We start from the raw sequence: 20,211 nt of genomic DNA on the forward strand, positions 1-20,211 counted from the left end.
CTGAACATAGAAAAGGGAGTGTCTATAAATGGATAAGAATCCATCAAAGAAGGATGATCAGAATCAGGGAGATCAATCAAATACATCTTCACTAGTGCAAAAAATTCAACAGTTGGGTCAATCGAATGTCCCACAAGCGCCAGACTCCAATATCCATGTTTTGTCTATCATCGGCCAGGTTGAAGGACATGTCCAATTACCTCCTCAAAACAAAACAACAAAATATGAACATTTGCTGCCACAACTTATTGCAATTGAACAGAATCCTAAAATCGAAGGGTTAATTGTTTTATTAAATACAGTCGGAGGCGATGTCGAAGCAGGGCTTGCACTATCCGAAATGATTGCATCTATTTCCAAGCCAACTGTTTCTATTGTGCTAGGTGGAGGCCATTCGATCGGTGTACCAATTGCAGTAGCTACAGATTATTCATTTGTTGTACCCACAGCCACAATGACCATTCATCCAATTCGATTAACAGGATTAGTAATCGGTGTACCACAAACATTTGAGTATATGGATAAAATGCAGGATCGAGTAATTAACTTTGTTACACAACATTCCAACATTAAAGAAGAAAAATTCAAAGAGTTAATGTTTGCTAAAGGTAATCTTACACGTGATATTGGAACAAATGTTGTAGGGGATAATGCAGTTGAATATGGTCTGATAGATGCAGTAGGAGGAGTAAACGAAGCGATGAAAAAAGTAAATGAAATGATTAAGAGTAATAAACAAACAGAAGATCAGGTGATGCAGTAATGTTATATACACCTTTATCTGAAACAGATATTTTTCCATATTCCGAAAAGGATTTCTCCAATCGTCACTGTGTTTCCTATCAAGGAAAAGATTTATATGTAGAACAGGCAGAAGATGGAAGTTACCAATTATTACAATTATTGTCCTCTGACCCTCAGGACTTTATGAATAGTGACTACAACCCTGGAACTATTTTACGGTAATCAGTAAGCCATCAGAAAAAATCTGTGCTATAATGTAATTAATTGTATTGTATAGTCAACCCTTGCCTATCAAAATGGCAGGGGTTTGCTATTCAATTGTTATTATTGACTGCCCAGATGTAATAGAGGTGATAATTTTGGCAAAGAAAAAAAGGAGAAAAAAGAAAAGTCAATTAAAGAAACAAGTGAAATTTGAGTTATTAGGATTACTATTTATTTTTCTAGCTATTTTTGGAAGTGGTGCTAGTGCTATTAGTGATGGAGCAATTCCAGGAGGTCTTGAATATATTTTTCGATTCTTTTTAGGAATCTGGTATTTTATTGCTTCTATCTTCTTACTGATTACGGGAATAATGCTAATGGTTAAAAGACGCTATCCAAATTTCACTAATAAAAAGATGATCGGTTTTTATATTATTTTTATTGGTGTATTACTGATAACACATATTCAGACATATGAAAGATTACTATTGTTGTCAGAGGATACATCAATTATTAAAACAACATGGAACAATTTCTTCGCATACATAGATGGCAGTATCTCCTCTACACAAACAGGTGGGGGGATGACTGGAGCAATTCTATTTGCGTTTTGCTATTTCTTATTTTCATCTGTTGGTGCAAAGATTGTTGCTATTTTCTCAATCATAGTTGGTTTTATTTTTATTACAGAGTTTTCCTTAGGTGACTTCTTTTCAAAATGGACGAAACGAATATCTAAAACTATTAAGTCTATTAAAGGTAAATGGAAAGAATCACGTGTAAATAAGCAAATCAATAACGGCGACGAAATCTATGAAATGAATTCGGAATCTGAACCAGGTACTAATCAGGAGGAACCAGTAATTGAGGATTTCACCGATATTGCTTACTCGTTTGATCCCAATGAATCGACTAAACCTGCTATTGAAGAAGTGGTAGAATCTAACGAAGAAAATAAAGAGCCAGATAATGAAAATCCATTGCCGATGACAGAAGCAGAAAACTATGAATATATATTGCCTTCACCTAGTTTATTAGCCGAACCTTCTCAAAGCTCACAACAGCATGAAAAGTCACATATTCAGGCTACTGTAAAAAAATTGGAACGAACTTTTAATAGTTTTGGTGTGAAAGCTAGGGTTACTAAAGTACATGTAGGTCCTGCAGTTACCAAATATGAAGTATACCCTGATGCAGGAGTGAAGGTTAGTAAGATTGTTAACTTACATGATGATCTTGCTCTAGCGTTAGCGGCAAAAGACATACGAATAGAGGCGCCAATACCTGGAAAATCAGCTGTTGGAATTGAAGTTCCTAACCAGGAAATAGCGATGGTCTCATTAAGAGAAGTGCTGGATAGTACACTAAATAAGCAAGCATCAAAACTATTATTTGCACTAGGCAGAGATATATCCGGTGAATCCGTAGTGGCTGAGTTAAATAAAATGCCACACTTGCTTATCGCGGGTGCAACAGGAAGCGGGAAGAGTGTTTGTGTAAATGGAATTATCACGACAATATTAATGCGTGCAAAACCCCATGAAGTAAAAATGATGATGATTGATCCAAAGAAAGTAGAACTTAACGTCTATAATGGTATTCCACATTTACTAGCACCTGTTGTTACCGATCCGAAAAAGGCTTCACGAGCACTGAAAAAAGTGGTCGCAGAAATGGAGAGAAGGTACGAACTATTCTCTGACACAGGGACGCGTAATATAGAAGGCTATAATGAATATATTCGTAAATACAATCAGACATCAGAAGAAAAGCAACCCAATCTACCATATATTGTAGTGTTAGTGGACGAGCTGGCAGACCTAATGATGGTCGCATCAAACGACGTAGAAGATGCTATTACTAGATTGGCACAAATGGCAAGAGCAGCAGGTATTCACCTGATATTGGCTACACAACGGCCCTCTGTTGATGTAATTACCGGTGTAATTAAAGCAAATATTCCATCAAGAATTGCATTCAGTGTGTCATCCCAAACTGATTCACGTACAATCCTGGACTCAGGTGGTGCAGAGAAACTTTTAGGCCGTGGAGATATGCTGTTCATGCCGGTAGGATCCTCAAGACCAACAAGAGTTCAAGGTGCGTTTTTATCTGATGAAGAGGTTGAACGGATCGTTGATCATAGTATTGAGCAGCAAAAAGCGAAATATCAGGAAGAGATGATACCAGAGGAAACTAATGAAGTTACTTCGGATGTTGATGACGACTTATATGATGATGCTGTTAGACTTATAACGGAAATGCAAAGTGCCAGTGTATCAATGCTGCAACGCAGATTCCGAATTGGCTACACACGAGCAGCTCGTTTAATCGATGCTATGGAAGACCGGGGCATAGTTGGTCCGTATGAAGGTAGTAAACCACGAACTGTGCTTGTATCACAAAGCGAGGAAAAGTCTTCATAAAAAATTATGACGGACAGTTTATTCCTATTAATTTAGGAAATAACTGTCCGTTTAACTTGCTAGTTATAACTTCGACTTTCGAACTATATTTAAATAAGTTTTTTTATGTAAATTTTCCTATATCTATTTATTTATTACTCTAAAAGTGTTATATTTATGTCGAATATAAGAGTCATACGTCAGATGTCAGATCTCTTTTTGTTGATTAGGGTAAATTGGAGGGGTGTCATGTCGATTAAGATAGATTCACGTCAATTATACTTACGAGTAATTGACCAAATAAAGCGGGACATCGAAAATGGTACATATAAAACGAAGCAGAAACTCCCATCAGAATTTCAGCTATCAAAATTATTAGGAGTCTCGCGTGCCACTCTAAGGGAAGCATTACGTGTGTTGGAAGAGGAAAATATAGTGACGCGGCGACATGGTGTAGGGACATTTGTAAATCCAAAACCAATCTTTTCTTCAGGAATAGAGCAGCTAAATAGTGTTACATATATGATTGAACAATCTGGGAAGACTCCTGGTTCCCGTTTTCTATCAACAGAACTCCTTGAACCTACTGAAGATGAGCGATTAAAGTTTTCACCAAAGGAAATCTGTTCACTCGTGAAAATTGAGCGTGTTCGCACAGCAGATAACGACCCTGTCGTATTTTGTATTGATAAAGTTCCAGAAGGTCTAGTGCCAATAGATTTAATTAACAAAAAAGATTCATTGTTTAAACTTATGGAGGATTTTTCAGGCAAAAGAATTTCGTATGCGGTAACATATATTGAACCTGTAAGCTATCATGACCGTATTTACGAGATTTTAAAGTGCGACCCTGAACAATCATTGCTTTTATTAAAACAAATGCATTATACCGATGAAGATGAACCGGTATTATATTCGGTTAATTATTTTCGGTCTGATTTATTTAGTTTTCACGTTTTAAGAAAACGATTGTAAGGGGTTTCAATATAACTCTAGTTAGGGAGGTGATTGAAGGATAACCACTTTATATCTTTTTACTTAACTTTTATTATTTAACCAAAAATAGGGGGTTCTTAATTTGAAAAATCGTAAATTTCTTTTATTGGCTGCAATGTTGCTAACGATTGGTATGATTCTTGCTGCGTGTGGTGGCGGATCTGAAGAAGAAAACACGGATGGCGATAGTGGGTCAGGCAGTGAAGATAATTCAGCAAACGAAGAAGCTAGTGACTTTTCCTCAGCAATGGTAACTGATGTTGGTGGAGTTGATGATAAATCATTTAACCAGTCAGCATGGGAAGGTCTAAATGCATGGGGAGAAGAACATGGTCTTTCAAAAGGTGAAGGATTTGACTATGCGCAATCAAATGATAAATCTGATTATCTACCAAATCTAACACGTCTTGTGAAACAGGAATATAACTTGATATTTGGAATTGGCTACAAATTACATGACGCAATTGCTAAAGTTGCAGGGCAATACCCTGAGACAAATTTTGCTATCGTAGATGATGTTGTTGAAGAGTCAAATGTTGCAAGTCTAACATTCAAAGAACAACAAGGTTCATTCCTGGTTGGTGTAGCAGCAGCTATGAAAACTAAAACGAACAAGGTTGGCTTTGTTGGCGGAGTAGACGGAGCATTAATTAACAAATTTGAATCAGGATTTATTGCAGGGGTTAAATCAGTAGACCCTGAAATTGATGTAGATGTTCAATATGCAGAATCTTTCGCAGCACCAGACAAAGGTAAATTGATCGCTTCAAACATGTATGGTAACGATGTAGATGTAATTTATCACTCATCAGGTGCAACTGGTAATGGGGTATTTGCACAAGCGAAAGATATTAAACAAAATGATCCCGAACGTGAAATTTGGGTTATCGGTGTAGACCGTGACCAATATGAAGAAGGACAAATTGGAGATCATAATGTGACACTTACATCTATGGTCAAACGTGTTGATATTGCAGTACAAGACGTTTCGAACAGAGCTATGACTGATGATTTTCCAGGCGGAGAAGTTTTGGCTTACGGTCTTGAAGATGGCGGTGTAAGTGCTGCAAAAACGAATGAAGAAGCATTAACAGATGAAATTGTAACTGCAATAGAAGACTGGAAAGAAAAAATTATAAATGGCGATGTGGAAGTTCCTCAGACTCGTGAAGAAACTGATGCTTTCGTTGAAGCTCTTTAATTGTTAATTGGTGTTATAAGGCTGGTTTACCAGCCTTTTTTCACCCTGCTTAATTTAGAATGAAAATCCTCAAATGAAGAGTCATTCTTCCAGCCCTTTTCATTTGGCGATTTTTTAAAAAATTAAATTGATAGAGCTTTAAAAAGGAGTGAAGTGATTTGGATTATGCAATTGAAATGCTAAATATACGTAAAGAATTTCCAGGAATTGTTGCAAACGATGATATAACTATACAAGTTAAGAAGCAGGAAATACATGCATTATTAGGGGAAAATGGCGCTGGAAAATCTACATTAATGAATGTTCTTTTTGGGTTATATCAGCCTGAAAAAGGCGAAATTAGGGTTGAAGGTAAAAAAGCAAATATTACCGACCCAAACATAGCCAATGATTTAGGTATTGGTATGGTCCATCAGCATTTTATGTTAGTTGATACATATACCGTTACACAAAATATTATTTTAGGCAGTGAACCAACAAAATTTGGGAAAGTAAATTTGAAGCATGCAGAGCAGGAGATACAGGAATTATCTGATCGATATGGACTAAATGTTGACCCATCTGCAAAAATCCGCGATATATCTGTTGGAATGCAACAACGAGTAGAAATTTTGAAAACGTTATATCGAGGGGCTAACGTGCTGATTTTAGATGAACCGACAGCTGTCTTAACACCACAGGAAATTAAGGAACTTATTGAAATTATGAATTCATTAGTTGCTGAAGGGAAATCGATTATTTTAATCACTCATAAGTTGAAAGAAATTATGCAAGTATGTGATCGTTGCACTGTTATTCGCAAAGGTAAAGGAATTGACACCCTTAATGTGAAAGATACAAATGTAAACGAACTGGCATCATTGATGGTGGGAAGAGAGATTAGTTTCAAAACAGAAAAAAAAGAAGCAATACCTCAGGAAAACGTCTTAAATATCACCAATCTTAATGTGCAGGATATTAGACGAGTTAATATTGTTAAAGGGTTAAACCTTGATGTTCGAGCTGGAGAGATTGTCGGAATAGCTGGTATTGATGGTAATGGACAAACTGAATTAGTTGAGGCAATTACTGGGTTACGTAAGGCACAATCCGGTTCTATTAAAGTTAACAATAAGGATATTACCAACTTTAAACCTCGTAAGGTTACAGAAAGTGGTATCGGACATATTCCGCAAGATCGGCACAAATATGGATTAGTACTAGACTTCCCTATTGGAGATAACATGGTGCTTCAAACATATTATCAGAAGCCTTTCTCGAAAAATAAAATATTGAACTTTAAAGAAATCTATAAAAAAGCTAATGAATTGATTGAAGAATATGACGTAAGAACTCCAAGCGAATATACCAAAGCAAGTGCGCTATCTGGAGGAAATCAACAAAAAGCGATTATTGCTCGAGAGGTCGATCGCTCACCAGACTTACTAATTGCAGCACAACCTACAAGAGGTCTTGATGTAGGAGCAATTGAGTTTATACATAATAAACTGATTGAGGAACGTGATAAAGGAAAAGCTGTTTTGCTGATTTCTTTTGAATTGGATGAAATATTTGATGTTAGTGATCGAATTGCAGTTATGTTTGATGGTCAGATTGTAGCAAATGTTAAACCTGACGAAACAGACGAGCATGAGCTTGGCCTCTTAATGGCTGGCAGTAACAAAGATGAGGCAGGTGAAACCAATGACATCTAATCGTTTATTTAACATTTTAATTCCAATAATTTCTGTTCTGCTCGGTTTAATAGCTGGAGCATTTATTATGTTGTTTTCAGGATATAATCCGATAAAAGGCTATATGGCTTTATGGTCAGGGGCTTTTGGTGATTTGTATTTTATGGGTGAAACAGTCAGACAAATCACACCTTACATTCTAACTGGTCTTGCAGTTGCATTTGCGTTCCGCACCGGTTTGTTTAATATTGGTGCAGAAGGTCAGGTTATTGTTGGGTGGCTTGCCGCCGTTTGGGTAGGTTTAGCTTTTGATGCACCGATGATTGTCCATTTACCGTTGGCAGTATTAGCTGCAGCAGCAGCAGGGGCACTTTGGGGATTTGTTCCTGGTATTTTGAAAGCAAAGCTAGGCGTACATGAAGTTATTGTAACGATCATGATGAACTATATTGCTTTATACGTAACAAATGAATTAATTAGAAGTGTATTAACAGATAATCTGGATACAACGGAATCTATTTCTGCTTCAGCATCATTGGCATCAGAATGGCTGCAAGGACTTACTTTCTTTTCAAGAATGCATTACGGGATATTAATTGCATTATTAGCTGCTATTATTATGTGGTTTATTATACAAAGGACTTCAATAGGATACGAACTAAAATCTGTTGGATATAACGAGCATGCATCAAAATATGCTGGAATGAATGTAAGTAAGAACATTGTTTTATCGATGGTAATTGCAGGGGCTTTCGCTGGGCTAGCAGGCGCAATGGAAGGATTAGGTACATATGGATCTATCTCTGTTATGTCAGGGTTTACCAATCTTGGTTTCGACGGGATTGCTGTTGCCTTATTAGGTGCGAACACTGCGATTGGAGTTGTACTTGCGGCGATTTTATTTGGAACATTAAAAGTCGGTGCAGTTAATATGCCGACTGTTGCAGGTGTTCCTACTGAACTTGTTGATATTATCATTGCATTAATCATCTTCTTTGTAGCATCTAGTTATATTATTAGATGGGCAATACTTCGCTTCAAAAAGGAGGAGAAATAAATGGGGCTTGTAGATCTATTACAATCAATTATTCCGCCCGCACTTTTCTTTTCAGCGCCCTTAATATTTACGGCGTTAGGTGGAGTATTCAGTGAACGTTCAGGTGTTGTTAATATAGGGTTAGAAGGTTTAATGATAATGGGTGCATTTGTTGGAATTGTTTTCAACTTAGCATTTGCTGATGTTTTAGGTGCATGGACACCATGGATTTCGATTCTGGTTGCTATGGTAGTTTCGGCTATATTTGCGATGATTCATGCAGTGGCATCTGTTTCATTCCGTGCTGATCAGGTTGTAAGTGGTGTTGCCATTAACTTTTTAGCATTAGGGTTAGGTGTCTTTTTAACGAAACAGTGGTACGGAAAAGGTCAAACTGATATGGTTAGCGAACCTTTCTACACAACCAACATTTTAGGGGTAAGTGATATTCCGTTTATCGGCCCTATATTCTTCCAGGGCATATATGTAACATCATATGTTGCTATTATCCTGGCATTCATCGCTTGGTATGTATTATATAAAACACCATTTGGATTACAGTTGCGTGCTGTGGGTGAACATCCAATGGCAGCAGACACAAACGGTATAAACGTTTATAAGATGCGTTATATTGCTGTTATTCTATCAGGTGCATTTGGTGGTTTAGGTGGTTCTGTGTTCGCTTTAACTATCGCATTAAACTTCTCGCATGCAACAATTGTTGGCCAAGGGTTTATGTCTCTTGCAGCAGTTATATTTGGAAAGTGGCATCCACTAGGTGCGATGGGAGCTGCATTATTCTTTGGTTTTGCACAAAGTTTAAGTGTTATAAGTTCAGGAGTTCCATTCTTAGAAGATGTACCACAAGTATTATTATTAATTGCACCATATGTATTAACAATTTTGGCTTTAGCAGGATTTATTGGTCGAGCTGAAGCACCTAAAGCAAACGGTGTCCCGTATATTAAGGGTGGCAGGTAAGATTAGATAACTTGGCATTCGTTAAATGGATTCTTATGAAAGAGCAGTCGATGTTCATTTTTCAGCAGATAAGAAAGTATAAATACTTTCTTATTGCATAAGTACAATGAAGGCTTATCTATATTAAAGTTTGGCGATAAGCCAAGTTTTTTACTGAAATTAGATGAGCTTGACTTTTCTCGATTATGACGAAAAGTCGAAGTGAATCGATGCTTGGAAAGTGAAAAGGACCCACGAAGAGCCTGGTGATTTAGTAAATTGACTAGTAGGACTTGAATTTTACAGTTTCCTAAACAATTATAAAAAACCTGGTTTGTTATTATATTAATAGCAAACTAGGTTTTTATGCTATAAAATAACAATTATAAGAGCACACTAAAAATAAATGAGTTTAAAACAAAATACATAGCCCGGGAGGGTCATAAATGGATACGACGGTTGAAGATGTGACGCATGAAAATGGGGTAAACCTTCATGTTGTCCCAAGTAAAAAGTTCAAAACGGTAACGATTACAGCAAAGCTAAAAGCTCCATTATCAAGAGATACCATAACAAAGCGTGCTTTACTTCCATATGTTTTACAGCAGGGGACAAAATCTTTCCCAAGCAGGAGTGACATACAATTAAAACTTGACAGCTTATACGGTGCAGTTCTTTCAATGGGGGGAGGAAAGAAAGGGAATAATCATATCCTCAGTATCCGTATGGAGGTGGCCAATCAAAAGTTTATTAGTAATGAATCCGCTATTCTAGAAGAGGCAATGGCATTATTAAATGAAGTTATCTTTCATCCGTACAGTGAGAATGGAGCTTTTAAACAATCTATTATAGATAGGGAAAAAGATACATTAAGACAAAAAATGAGTGCTATAATTGATGATAAAATGAGTTATGCCAACATGAAGCTAATTGATGAAATGTGTGATGACGAACTATATAAACTGCATGTTCACGGGTATAAAGAAGACCTGGATTTAATTACTCCTGAAAATCTTTTTGCATATTATCAAACTGTATTGCGGGAAGATCAGCTGGACATTTATGTATTAGGTGATTTTGATTCTGCAACAGTAAAAGAAAAAATACGTTCAACATTCCATCGCAATGAAAATCGAGTTGCACCTAATGAAAAGAAAGAAACGATTAAAGAATTAAAGAAGCAGCCAAATGTTGTCATTGAAGAACAGGATATCCAGCAAGCGAAGCTGCATTTTGGATACCGAACACACAGTACTTATCAGGACGACGATTATTTTGCACTGCAAGTATTTAATGGTCTTTTTGGTGGATTTCCCAGTTCCAAATTATTTATCAATGTCAGGGAAAAAAACAGCCTTGCTTATTATGCAGCATCAAGATTCGAAAGTCATAAAGGGTTATTATTTGTGTTTAGCGGTATAGCGCCCAATGATTACGAAAAAGCTAGAGAAATTATTGAACTGCAGATGGATGCAATGAAAAATGGTGATTTTTCTGCAGAAGAGATGGATAATACCAAGGAACTAATTATTAATCAGCTGCTTGAAACCATGGACAACACACAAGGTATGATTGAGTTATTGTACCAGCAGGTTGTTGCAGGGACAGAAAGACCACCGCAAACGTTAATTGATGGTATTAAACAGGTAACAACAGAAAATGTAATTGAAGTAGCGAATAAAATTGAACTGGATACGATTTACTTATTGACTGGTAAAGGAGGCGAATCAGATGAATAAGTTAGCATATGAAAATATTGATGAAACAATATATACAAACCAATTGAAAAATGGCTTAACTGTCTTTTTACTTCCAAAACCCGAGATGTCAAAAACGTATGGTGTCTTCTCCACCAACTATGGATCAATTGATCAAACATTTGTGCCGATTAATGGTCGTGAAGAAATTACAGTTCCCGAAGGTGTCGCCCACTTTCTGGAACATAAGATGTTTGAAAAAGAAGATCGGGATGTATTCGCAGATTTCAGTAAACAAGGTGCATCACCAAATGCTTATACATCATTTACAAAGACGGCATACTTGTTTGCCGCTACAAATTATATTGAAAAAAATGTTGAAACATTACTCAACTTTGTTCAGGATCCTTACTTTTCAGAAGAATCGGTCGAAAAAGAAAAAGGAATCATCGCTCAGGAAATCGAAATGTATAATGACCAGCCTGATTGGCAGTCTTTCACCGGCACACTCAGGAGTATGTTCCATAATCATCCTGTTAAGGTTGATATCGCAGGTACAGTGGACTCCATTAACTCAATTACAAAGGATGATTTATATACGTGTTATAATACGTTTTATCATCCTGAGAACATGACACTGTTTATTGCGGGTAACTTTGATGCAGAAAGTATGATGAATTTAATTCAAAGTAATCAGGACTCCAAAGACTTTGCGAAATTGGATGCCATTAAACGGGAATTCCCCGAAGAACCAAAAGGGGTTGCAATGAAAGAAAATAAGATTGTGATGCCTGTCTCCATTGCAAAATGTACTGTAGGTATTAAAGAATCATCAGGAGAACTAAGTGAACAGGAGTTCTTGGAGAAAGATTTGCTCCAAAGTATGATTATAGACTTTTACTTTTCAAAAAGTGGTCCCTTTTATAAAAAGTTATACGAAGAGAAGCTTATCGATAGCAGTTTCTCATTTGAAACAAATTTAGAAAAAAACTTTGGCTATTCTTTTATCGGTAGTAATACAGATAATCCTGACCAATTTGCGGGCAGGGTTCAAGAGCTATTAAAATCAACATACGATGCTACATTTACAACAGAAGAAGTTGACCGTATGAAGAAGAAAAAAATTGGACAGCTATTACGTGCGATGAATTCACTTGAATTTATTGCGAACAAATATATCCATTATCATACAATGGGGATAGATTTATTTAAATTGATACCATCTATTCAATCATTGACGGTAGATCAATTCAATTCATTTGTGCAGGATTGGATACAGGATGATCGAATTGCTGTTTGTAAAATTGTTAATGAATAGGGGATTATATGGGGAAAAATGTATTACTGATAGGAGCTAGTGGTGATATTGGTAGTGCTATTGCTAAAGCTCTTGCAAGCGAAGGCTATAAACTTATACTGCATTACCATAAAAATAAGCAAGCAATTGACAGATACAGATTAAATCTTAATAAAGAATCGGTATTAACCGAAATTCAGGCAGATCTAAGCGTGCAATCTGAAGTTAAGCAATTATTATCAGGGCTTGTTTTTCCAGTTGATGCAATTATTTTTGCGAGCGGCAAGGCTCACTATGGATTATTCCAGGATTCAGATGAGAAAATAATGGACGAAATGCTTGCATTACACGTGAAAACACCTTGGTTGATTACCAAGCATTTACTCCCTGCGATGATCCAGAATAAGCAAGGAAAGATTATCTTTATTACATCCATTTGGGGTGAAATTGGTGCAAGTAATGAAGTAATATATTCGTCACTAAAAGGTGCGCAGAATAGTTTTGTGAAATCGCTGGCTAAAGAAGTTGCACCCTCAGGAATTTCTGTGAATGCTGTTAGCCCAGGATTTATTGATACGAAAATGAATAACCATTTGCTGCCGATTGAAAAAGAAACAATAACAAGTGATATACCAATTAACCGAGCTGGGACAGCAGATGATGTTGCCAATGCAATCCTTTTTTTGATAAACGATAAATCTAGTTATATTCAAGGAGAAATTATTAATGTAACCGGCGGCTGGTAATCCTAAATAGTTATGTATAAACTTGCTAAAAAATCAAATACTAAACATGTAAAAAATTGAAGGAGGCAGATTTGTATGTCCGTTCTGGATAATTTTGAATCATGGAAAGGTTTTTTAGCCAATAAACTGGAGCAAGCAGAGTCGCAGGGTATGAGTCAGCAGGCCGTATCGAATATGGCATACGAAGTTGGTGATTACTTAGCTAAAGGTACAGAGGCCAAGAATAATGAAGAAGCTGTGCTAAGAGAGCTTTGGAACGCAGCAGATACAGATGAAAGACATGCGTTAGCTAATACAATGGTTAAACTCGTACAGAATCAAGGAAATACAAATTAAATTTATCTATATAAATAGGGAAGCTGTTAATGAATAAATGCAGCTTCTTTATTTTTTCTTATATAGATATGCATAATCTTCTTTTCACGGGACCTAAAATCCTTTATTATAGTTATATAGATAGATTGCAATAATATGTTTGTTTCGTTACCATTAATACAGCATGAATATAAAGGGGCTTATTATGGAAAAGACAGAATGGTATCTAGAATATGAGATTCAATATAATCGCCCTGGATTACTGGGTGATATTTCTTCCTTGTTAGGAATGCTCTCTATTAATATTATATCTATAAATGGCGTGGAGAATTCAAGAAGGGGTATGTTATTACTTTCAAGAGAAGACGAACAAATCACTCGATTGAAATCAATTTTACAAACGATGGATATGATAGAAGTAAAAAAATTACGTAAACCCAAACTTCGTGATAAACTAGCTGTAAGACATGGGCGATACATACATAGCGATGCTGATGATCGAAAGACTTTTCGCTTCGTCCGTGCTGATTTAGGTGTATTAGTTGATTTTATGGCGGAGTTATATAAAAAGGAAGGTCATAAATTAATTGGAATTCGTGGAATGCCACGTGTAGGCAAAACGGAATCAATTGTAGCTGCAAGCGTTTGTGCAAATAAACGTTGGTTATTTGTATCAAGTACTTTATTAAAGCAAACCATCCGAAGTCAATTAATACAAGATGAGTATAATAGTGATAATTTGTACATTATTGATGGTATTGTCTCGACTAGGCGTGCTAATGAAAAGCATTGGCAGCTAATTCGTGAAATAATGCAGCTTCCCGCCATTAAAGTTGTGGAGCATCCTGATATGTTTGTACAAACTACTGAATATAAATTAGATGACTTTGATTATATTATTGAATTACGCAGCAATGAAGACGAAGCAATTACATACGAAACAGTTGAGAAGGATCAATTCAGTCAGGATAACGGCTTTTCGATGTTTGATTTCTAGCAGTTAAGAAAGTATAAATGCTTTATTACTGCATAAGTGCAACTAAAAATGGATGGTGTTATTTATGGAGATAGGATTAAGACTAAAAGAAGCTAGAGAAGAAAATAAGATATCGTTGGAAAGTTTACAGGAAACAACCAAAATTCAAAAAAGATATTTAGAAGCAATTGAACAGGGTAATTTCCATATATTGCCAGGAAAATTTTATGCCAGGGCATTTATTAAAGAGTATGCAAATGCAGTTGGTTTGGATTCAACCGAGCTACTGGAAGAATATAAGGATGAGATACCACAGACTGAAGCAGAGAGTTCTACCCAATATACCCAAATTCATCGATCACGCAAGGATAATAATCCAACAAAAAACACAGCCATTTTCTCGTTTATTCCAACTATAATTGTTGTTCTTTTAGTGATAGGTATCGTTTTTGCGGCATGGTATTTCTACCAGCAAACATTGTCTAATGACAGTTCAGAACCTGTAGACCCACAAAATGATAATGAGGTAACCTATAACCCTGATGAAAACAACCAAGATGAAGAACAAGCAGAAGATGATAATTCCGATGCAAGTTCTGATGAAACCGATGAGGAAAATAATGACTCACAAGCTGAAGAACCAGAACAACCACAGCCAAAATTAACAGTAGTTGAAGAAGGCGCTGGATCCAGACCTGAATCAACACTTGCTCTGGATAATGCAAGTGATAATGTAACGGCGACATTAGAGACATCTGCCAAATCATGGCTTGAAGTGGAGAACAGTGATGGTGAATCTTTATTTTCAGGGATGTTCACTGCTGATGACTCTCCGCTTGAACTAGATCTTTCTGAAGCAGAACGCGTCTGGTTTAGAGTTGGGTCTGCACCTGATTTGTCTATTACGATTGATGGTGTAGAGGTTAAATATCCGGTTGATGAGAATGAATATGTGCTTCAAAAGCTGTGGATAAATATTAACAAAGCAAGTGCACAATCAAATTAGTAATAGCCATTCTATTATACCCCCTTCCTTATAGTGGAGGGGGTTTATACCGTAGGAGGAAATAGTTGTGAATATACCAAATAAAATCACGCTCTCACGTATATTTTTAATCCCAATTTTCATTATTCTATTAAGTGTTCCATTCGACTGGGGGGTATGGAGCATTGGCGAGTCATCTCTCCCTGTATCACATCTTGCTGCGGCAATTTTATTTATCGTTGCTTCAACAACTGACTGGGTGGATGGCTATTACGCCAGGAAGTATAATTTAGTCACAAATTTAGGGAAATTCTTGGATCCACTAGCAGATAAACTGCTTGTAGCTACTGCACTCATTTTACTTGTTGAACTAGGACTGGCACCTGCATGGGTTACGATTATAATTATTAGTAGAGAATTTGCAATTACTGGTCTGCGTTTGGTAGCTGCTGGTGAGGGAGTAGTCTTAGCAGCTGGCAGCATGGGGAAGTTAAAAACAGTAACTCAAATGGTTGCGATTGCGGCATTACTGCTTCATAATTTTCCATTTTCATATATGGGATTACCCTTTGCTACTATAATGCTGTATGTAGCTTTGTTCTTTACCATTTTATCAGGTTATGATTACTTTGTTAAAAATTGGCATGTTATGAGGGATTCAAAATGACGAAACAGTTTCGAACAGAAATTATTGCAGTGGGTACAGAGCTATTATTGGGACAGATTGCTAACACAAACGCTCAGTGGATGTCCGAAAAACTGGCAACGATAGGAATGAATGTATTTCATCATTCAGTAGTGGGAGATAACCTGCAAAGAGTGAGGGAACAGTTTGAGCATTCAAAGAGCCGGGCAGATATTATAATTGTTACTGGTGGATTAGGTCCGACTGAGGATGACTTAACAAGAGAAGCTTTTCAGAAAATCGCCAAAAGGGATATAATTGTACACCGACCATCAATGGAAAAAATAGAGGCGTTTTATAGGAATCAAAAATCTAAAATGACCCCGAACAACCGAAAACAAGCGCGCGTATTTACTGGTGCTGACGTAATTGAAAATACCGTGGGGATGGCACCAGGAATGATTGTATCTGAAAACGATACAACTTGGATTTTTTTGCCTGGTGTACCAAGAGAAATGAAACAGATGATGTCGGATAAGGTAATGCCGTATCTTCAGCAACTAACAGGGGAAAGCTCAGTTATTAAATCCACAATGCTACGATTTATTGGCATTGGTGAGTCACAGCTCGAGGATGAACTTAGTGATATTATTCAAAATCAAAGTAATCCCACGATTGCTCCTTTGGCACAAAGTGAAGGTATAGCTATTAGGCTTACTGCTAAGGCGAACACACAAGAAGAGGCTTCCAATTTAATCAGCAAGACAAGGCTGCAAATTCAAGCCAAAGTAGGAGACCACATGTACGGAGCCGATGAGCAAACAATAGAGGAGAACGTGTTTGCCTTATTAAAAGCTCAAAATAAGTACATAGGTGCTGCTGAAAGCTTAACAGGAGGTATGTTTACTGAAAAGCTTATAGCTGTTGAGGGTACTTCTAAAGTATGCCGTGGCGGACTAGTCTGTTATGATACAAACGTTAAAGAAAATGTTTTGCATATTTCGCCTGAAACTATTAGACAGTTTGGAACGGTCAGTGATGAATGTGCTGCAGAAATGGCCAGAAACATTTGTACCCTTTTAGATTCAGATATAGGTATTAGCTTTACGGGAGCAGCTGGACCGGATAGTGTGGAAGGCCATCCTCCTGGAACTGTTTTCATCGCAATTTATGACGGTTCTAATGATAGTATTGTAAGAAAATATACATTCCAGGGCAGTCGGCAAGCTATACGAAAAAAAGCCACTTTAAAAGGGTTTGAACTTTTGTATAATTTATTGAAATAGAATTTTTGAATCATGAATTTACTGGGAAATTGTATTTTCAGAGTCTAATAATCTAGTAAAAACCAATTTTCCCGTTTAATGAACCTCGGAAAATGAGAACATTTATTCGTTCTTTTCTTGGCAAATCATGAAAAACAAGGTATGATGTAGATAGTTAATTAAAGGAGGTAAGCTCGTTGGGAGATAAAAAACAAGCTTTAGATATGGCGTTAAAACAAATTGAAAAACAATTCGGTAAAGGTTCTGTTATGAAGTTAGGTGAACAGGCTGAACAAAAGATCGCAACAATTCCAAGTGGTTCGCTTGCATTGGACGTAGCCTTAGGTATTGGTGGATATCCGAGAGGACGAGTAGTAGAAATATATGGACCAGAATCTTCTGGTAAAACAACTGTTGCTCTTCACGCAATTGCTGAAGCCCAACGAAAAGGTGGACATGCAGCATTTATAGATGCGGAGCATGCACTTGACCCTACATATGCGCGAGCATTAGGGGTGAATATAGATGAATTACTATTATCTCAGCCAGATACCGGTGAGCAAGCTTTGGAAATTGCTGAGGCACTTGTGCGCAGTGGCGCTGTAGATATAGTTGTTGTTGACTCGGTTGCTGCCCTAGTTCCCAAAGCGGAAATTGAAGGTGAAATGGGTGACGCGCATGTGGGCTTGCAGGCACGACTTATGTCACAAGCGCTTAGAAAACTATCAGGTGCAATTAATAAATCAAAGACAACTGCTATATTCATTAACCAGATCAGAGAAAAGGTTGGGGTTATGTTTGGTAATCCGGAAACAACTCCTGGTGGTCGCGCACTGAAATTCTATGCATCTGTTAGATTGGAAGTTCGCCGTGCGGAGACATTGAAACAGGGAAATGATATGGTTGGTAATAAAACACGAATAAAAGTGGTTAAGAATAAAGTAGCGCCACCTTTCAAGAAGGCGGAGGTCGACATTATGTATGGGGAAGGTATTTCCAAAGAGGGCGAAATAATAGATGTTGGATCTGACCTTGATATAGTTCAAAAAAGTGGTGCATGGTATTCCTATAATGGAGATAGGCTTGGACAAGGCCGGGAAAATGCAAAAGAATATCTGAAGGCTAATGAAAATGTCATGACAGAACTACATGGAATGATTCGTCAGCATTATAATTTAGATGAACAGCCAGAAGAAACAGAAGAAAAGGGACAGGAAAGCTTAGATGTATAAGAATATTTAACTACTTAAATCCTTTGCTGGTAATTACTGGCAAAGGATTTATTATTTTGAGAGCGATTGCTAATTGTTACGATTCCTTGACATTGGCTATACGGACAATTACAATTAAATTGTATAATTTTATATTTTTTATTATACAATTTTATTTATTTATTATTGAACATTGTACATGCCGACAATAATGAATTGTTGTACAACTTATAGCAATAGGAGGTGAACCCCATGGACAGTCCCTTAATCATCTCCATTTTGCTTGCCGTAATCGTCGGTATTGTTGTTGGTTATCTGATTCGTAAATCTATTGCAGAAGCTAAGATTTCCAGTGCGGAAAATTTAGCTAAACAAATAGTAGATGAAGCACACCGAAATGCAGATGCCTCTAAAAAAGAGGCACTTCTTGAAGCGAAGGATGAAAATCATAAACTTCGCCAGCAGACAGAAGATGACTTACGTGAACGTCGAACAGAAGTGCAAAAGCAAGAAAATCGTCTGATGCAAAAAGAAGAAAATCTGGACAGAAAAAGTGAAACGCTGGATAAGCGAGAGCTCTTGTTAGAGAAGAAGGAACAATCACTAACAGAAAAACAACAACAAATTGAAGAAATGGAAAGCAAAGTGGAAGCTGTAATTCAAGAGCAGCAAACGGAGCTTGAACGCATTTCAGGGTATACAACTGATCAGGCAAGACAGATAATTTTAGAGCGAGTTGAACAAGAGGTTAGTCATGAATCAGCATTAATGATTAAAGAAGCTGAAAATCGTGCGAAAGAGGAAGCAGATAAGAAAGCCAAAAGCATTCTTTCGTTAGCCTTACAGCGTTGCGCGGCAGACCATGTAGCTGAAACAACTGTATCTGTTGTAAATCTTCCTAATGACGAAATGAAAGGTCGAATTATCGGCCGTGAAGGTCGTAATATTCGAACTTTAGAAACGCTTACCGGCATTGACTTAATTATTGATGATACACCGGAAGCAGTAATTCTGTCAGGTTTTGATCCAATACGTCGAGAGACAGCTCGTATGGCTCTAGAGAAACTCGTACAAGACGGTAGAATACACCCTGCAAGAATAGAAGAGATGGTGGATAAAGCCAGACGTGAAGTAGATGAATATATACGGGAAATTGGAGAGGAAACAACGTTTGAAGTTGGAGTACACGGATTACATCCAGATTTAGTTAAAATACTTGGTCGCCTAAAATATCGTACAAGCTATGGTCAAAATGTGTTAAAGCATTCTACAGAGGTAGCGTATCTCTCCGGACTGCTTGCTGCTGAGTTAGGTGAAGATGAAACACTTGCAAGAAGAGCTGGCTTACTTCATGACATTGGTAAAGCTATTGATCATGAAGTAGAGGGAAGTCATGTTGAAATTGGGAAAGAACTAGGAATTAAATACAAGGAACATGAAGTTGTCATTAATTCTATTGCTTCTCACCATGGCGATGAAGAAGCTACTTCCATTATTTCCGTTTTAGTTGCTGCAGCAGATGCACTATCCGCTGCACGCCCTGGAGCAAGAAGTGAAACATTGGAAAATTACATCAAGCGTCTTGAAAAACTGGAAGAAATATCAGAGTCGTTTACAGGTGTGGAAAAGTCATTCGCTATTCAGGCGGGAAGAGAAATTAGAATTATGGTTAAACCCGATGAAATTGACGACATTGATTCAGTCAAAATCGCAAGGGATATTCGTAAGCGAATTGAAGGCGAATTGGACTACCCAGGTCATATTAAAGTAACTGTTATCAGAGAAACAAGAGCAGTTGAATATGCTAAATAGTGACCAATAAGATACGAGACTAATAAAAGCGGCCAGCTGGTCGCTTTTATTTTTGCTTTACAG

18 protein-coding genes are annotated in these 20,211 nt (G+C 37.1%); all 18 read left to right on the top strand.

Translation table 11 applies throughout. The features are described 5' to 3' along the window. The first annotated feature begins 28 nt into the window (after positions 1 to 28). The 18 genes from J2Z82_RS10255 (at position 29) to rny (ending at position 20,148) form a co-directional block, all read left to right on the top strand. The gene (locus tag J2Z82_RS10255) at positions 29 to 763 is read left to right on the top strand and encodes a ClpP family protease (RefSeq protein ID WP_209480706.1); all 735 of its coding nucleotides are present in this window, start codon (positions 29 to 31) and stop codon (positions 761 to 763) included. Next, positions 763 to 966, top strand: a complete 204-nt coding sequence (locus J2Z82_RS10260) for a YlzJ-like family protein (protein WP_209480707.1) — start codon at positions 763 to 765, stop codon at positions 964 to 966. The genes J2Z82_RS10255 and J2Z82_RS10260 overlap by 1 nt, the downstream gene beginning before the upstream one ends. A 137-nt stretch (positions 967 to 1,103) precedes the next feature. Next, positions 1,104 to 3,374 carry an FtsK/SpoIIIE family DNA translocase gene (locus J2Z82_RS10265; RefSeq protein WP_209480708.1) on the top strand — a complete coding sequence of 757 codons (2,271 nt, stop codon included), beginning with the start codon at positions 1,104 to 1,106 and terminating at the stop codon, positions 3,372 to 3,374. Between the two features lie 228 nt (positions 3,375 to 3,602). Next, on the top strand, positions 3,603 to 4,328 hold the full coding sequence (locus J2Z82_RS10270) for a GntR family transcriptional regulator (protein ID WP_209480709.1): 726 nt from the start codon (positions 3,603 to 3,605) through the stop codon (positions 4,326 to 4,328). A 103-nt stretch (positions 4,329 to 4,431) separates the two neighbouring features. Beyond that, on the top strand, positions 4,432 to 5,550 hold the full coding sequence (locus J2Z82_RS10275) for a BMP family lipoprotein (protein ID WP_280922990.1): 1,119 nt from the start codon (positions 4,432 to 4,434) through the stop codon (positions 5,548 to 5,550). Positions 5,551 to 5,708: 158 nt separating this feature from the next. Next, positions 5,709 to 7,244, top strand: coding sequence for an ABC transporter ATP-binding protein (locus tag J2Z82_RS10280; RefSeq protein ID WP_209480710.1), 1,536 nt, complete (start codon positions 5,709 to 5,711; stop codon positions 7,242 to 7,244). Continuing rightward, positions 7,234 to 8,280, top strand: a complete 1,047-nt coding sequence (locus J2Z82_RS10285; RefSeq protein WP_209480711.1) for an ABC transporter permease — start codon at positions 7,234 to 7,236, stop codon at positions 8,278 to 8,280. Before J2Z82_RS10280 ends, J2Z82_RS10285 begins: the two co-directional genes overlap by 11 nt. Beyond that, positions 8,281 to 9,240, top strand: coding sequence for an ABC transporter permease (locus tag J2Z82_RS10290; protein WP_209480712.1), 960 nt, complete (start codon positions 8,281 to 8,283; stop codon positions 9,238 to 9,240). Positions 9,241 to 9,665: 425 nt separating this feature from the next. Continuing rightward, entirely contained in the window at positions 9,666 to 10,958 is a 1,293-nt protein-coding gene (yfmF, locus tag J2Z82_RS10295; RefSeq protein ID WP_209480713.1) for an EF-P 5-aminopentanol modification-associated protein YfmF, read from the top strand. Further along, positions 10,951 to 12,234: an EF-P 5-aminopentanol modification-associated protein YfmH gene (gene yfmH, locus J2Z82_RS10300; RefSeq protein ID WP_209480714.1), complete on the top strand. Its 1,284-nt coding sequence runs from the start codon at positions 10,951 to 10,953 to the stop codon at positions 12,232 to 12,234. Before yfmF ends, yfmH begins: the two co-directional genes overlap by 8 nt. 8 nt (positions 12,235 to 12,242) lie before the next feature. Then, entirely contained in the window at positions 12,243 to 12,959 is a 717-nt protein-coding gene (gene ymfI / locus J2Z82_RS10305) for an elongation factor P 5-aminopentanone reductase (protein ID WP_209480715.1), read from the top strand. A gap of 75 nt (positions 12,960 to 13,034) precedes the next feature. Beyond that, entirely contained in the window at positions 13,035 to 13,295 is a 261-nt protein-coding gene (locus J2Z82_RS10310; RefSeq protein WP_092492884.1) for a DUF3243 domain-containing protein, read from the top strand. 184 nt (positions 13,296 to 13,479) lie between these two features. Then, positions 13,480 to 14,271 (top strand): YmfK family protein, encoded by a 792-nt coding sequence (locus J2Z82_RS10315; RefSeq protein ID WP_092492883.1) that lies wholly within the window; start codon positions 13,480 to 13,482, stop codon positions 14,269 to 14,271. Between the two features lie 64 nt (positions 14,272 to 14,335). Further along, positions 14,336 to 15,256: a RodZ domain-containing protein gene (locus J2Z82_RS10320; RefSeq protein ID WP_209480716.1), complete on the top strand. Its 921-nt coding sequence runs from the start codon at positions 14,336 to 14,338 to the stop codon at positions 15,254 to 15,256. Positions 15,257 to 15,323: 67 nt separating this feature from the next. Beyond that, the gene (gene pgsA, locus J2Z82_RS10325; RefSeq protein WP_209480717.1) at positions 15,324 to 15,902 is read left to right on the top strand and encodes a CDP-diacylglycerol--glycerol-3-phosphate 3-phosphatidyltransferase; all 579 of its coding nucleotides are present in this window, start codon (positions 15,324 to 15,326) and stop codon (positions 15,900 to 15,902) included. After that, a complete protein-coding gene (locus tag J2Z82_RS10330) occupies positions 15,899 to 17,146 on the top strand; it encodes a competence/damage-inducible protein A (RefSeq protein ID WP_209480718.1) in 1,248 nt (415 codons plus the stop codon). Before pgsA ends, J2Z82_RS10330 begins: the two co-directional genes overlap by 4 nt. A 176-nt stretch (positions 17,147 to 17,322) precedes the next feature. Then, entirely contained in the window at positions 17,323 to 18,357 is a 1,035-nt protein-coding gene (gene recA / locus J2Z82_RS10335) for a recombinase RecA (protein ID WP_092492879.1), read from the top strand. Positions 18,358 to 18,588: 231 nt separating this feature from the next. Beyond that, positions 18,589 to 20,148, top strand: a complete 1,560-nt coding sequence (rny, locus tag J2Z82_RS10340) for a ribonuclease Y (protein WP_092492878.1) — start codon at positions 18,589 to 18,591, stop codon at positions 20,146 to 20,148. Positions 20,149 to 20,211: the final 63 nt, after the last annotated feature.

Source organism: Virgibacillus litoralis (assembly GCF_017873675.1).
Taxonomy (GTDB): domain Bacteria; phylum Bacillota; class Bacilli; order Bacillales; family Amphibacillaceae; genus Lentibacillus; species Lentibacillus litoralis.

Coding starts and splice junctions, on each gene's coding strand:
- J2Z82_RS10255 (WP_209480706.1), top strand. CDS start 29: ATGGATAAGAATCCATCAAAGAAGGATGATCAGAATCAGGGAGATCAA.
- J2Z82_RS10260 (WP_209480707.1), top strand. CDS start 763: ATGTTATATACACCTTTATCTGAAACAGATATTTTTCCATATTCCGAA.
- J2Z82_RS10270 (WP_209480709.1), top strand. CDS start 3,603: ATGTCGATTAAGATAGATTCACGTCAATTATACTTACGAGTAATTGAC.
- J2Z82_RS10285 (WP_209480711.1), top strand. CDS start 7,234: ATGACATCTAATCGTTTATTTAACATTTTAATTCCAATAATTTCTGTT.
- J2Z82_RS10290 (WP_209480712.1), top strand. CDS start 8,281: ATGGGGCTTGTAGATCTATTACAATCAATTATTCCGCCCGCACTTTTC.
- yfmF (WP_209480713.1), top strand. CDS start 9,666: ATGGATACGACGGTTGAAGATGTGACGCATGAAAATGGGGTAAACCTT.
- yfmH (WP_209480714.1), top strand. CDS start 10,951: ATGAATAAGTTAGCATATGAAAATATTGATGAAACAATATATACAAAC.
- ymfI (WP_209480715.1), top strand. CDS start 12,243: ATGGGGAAAAATGTATTACTGATAGGAGCTAGTGGTGATATTGGTAGT.
- J2Z82_RS10310 (WP_092492884.1), top strand. CDS start 13,035: ATGTCCGTTCTGGATAATTTTGAATCATGGAAAGGTTTTTTAGCCAAT.
- J2Z82_RS10315 (WP_092492883.1), top strand. CDS start 13,480: ATGGAAAAGACAGAATGGTATCTAGAATATGAGATTCAATATAATCGC.
- J2Z82_RS10320 (WP_209480716.1), top strand. CDS start 14,336: ATGGAGATAGGATTAAGACTAAAAGAAGCTAGAGAAGAAAATAAGATA.
- J2Z82_RS10330 (WP_209480718.1), top strand. CDS start 15,899: ATGACGAAACAGTTTCGAACAGAAATTATTGCAGTGGGTACAGAGCTA.
- rny (WP_092492878.1), top strand. CDS start 18,589: ATGGACAGTCCCTTAATCATCTCCATTTTGCTTGCCGTAATCGTCGGT.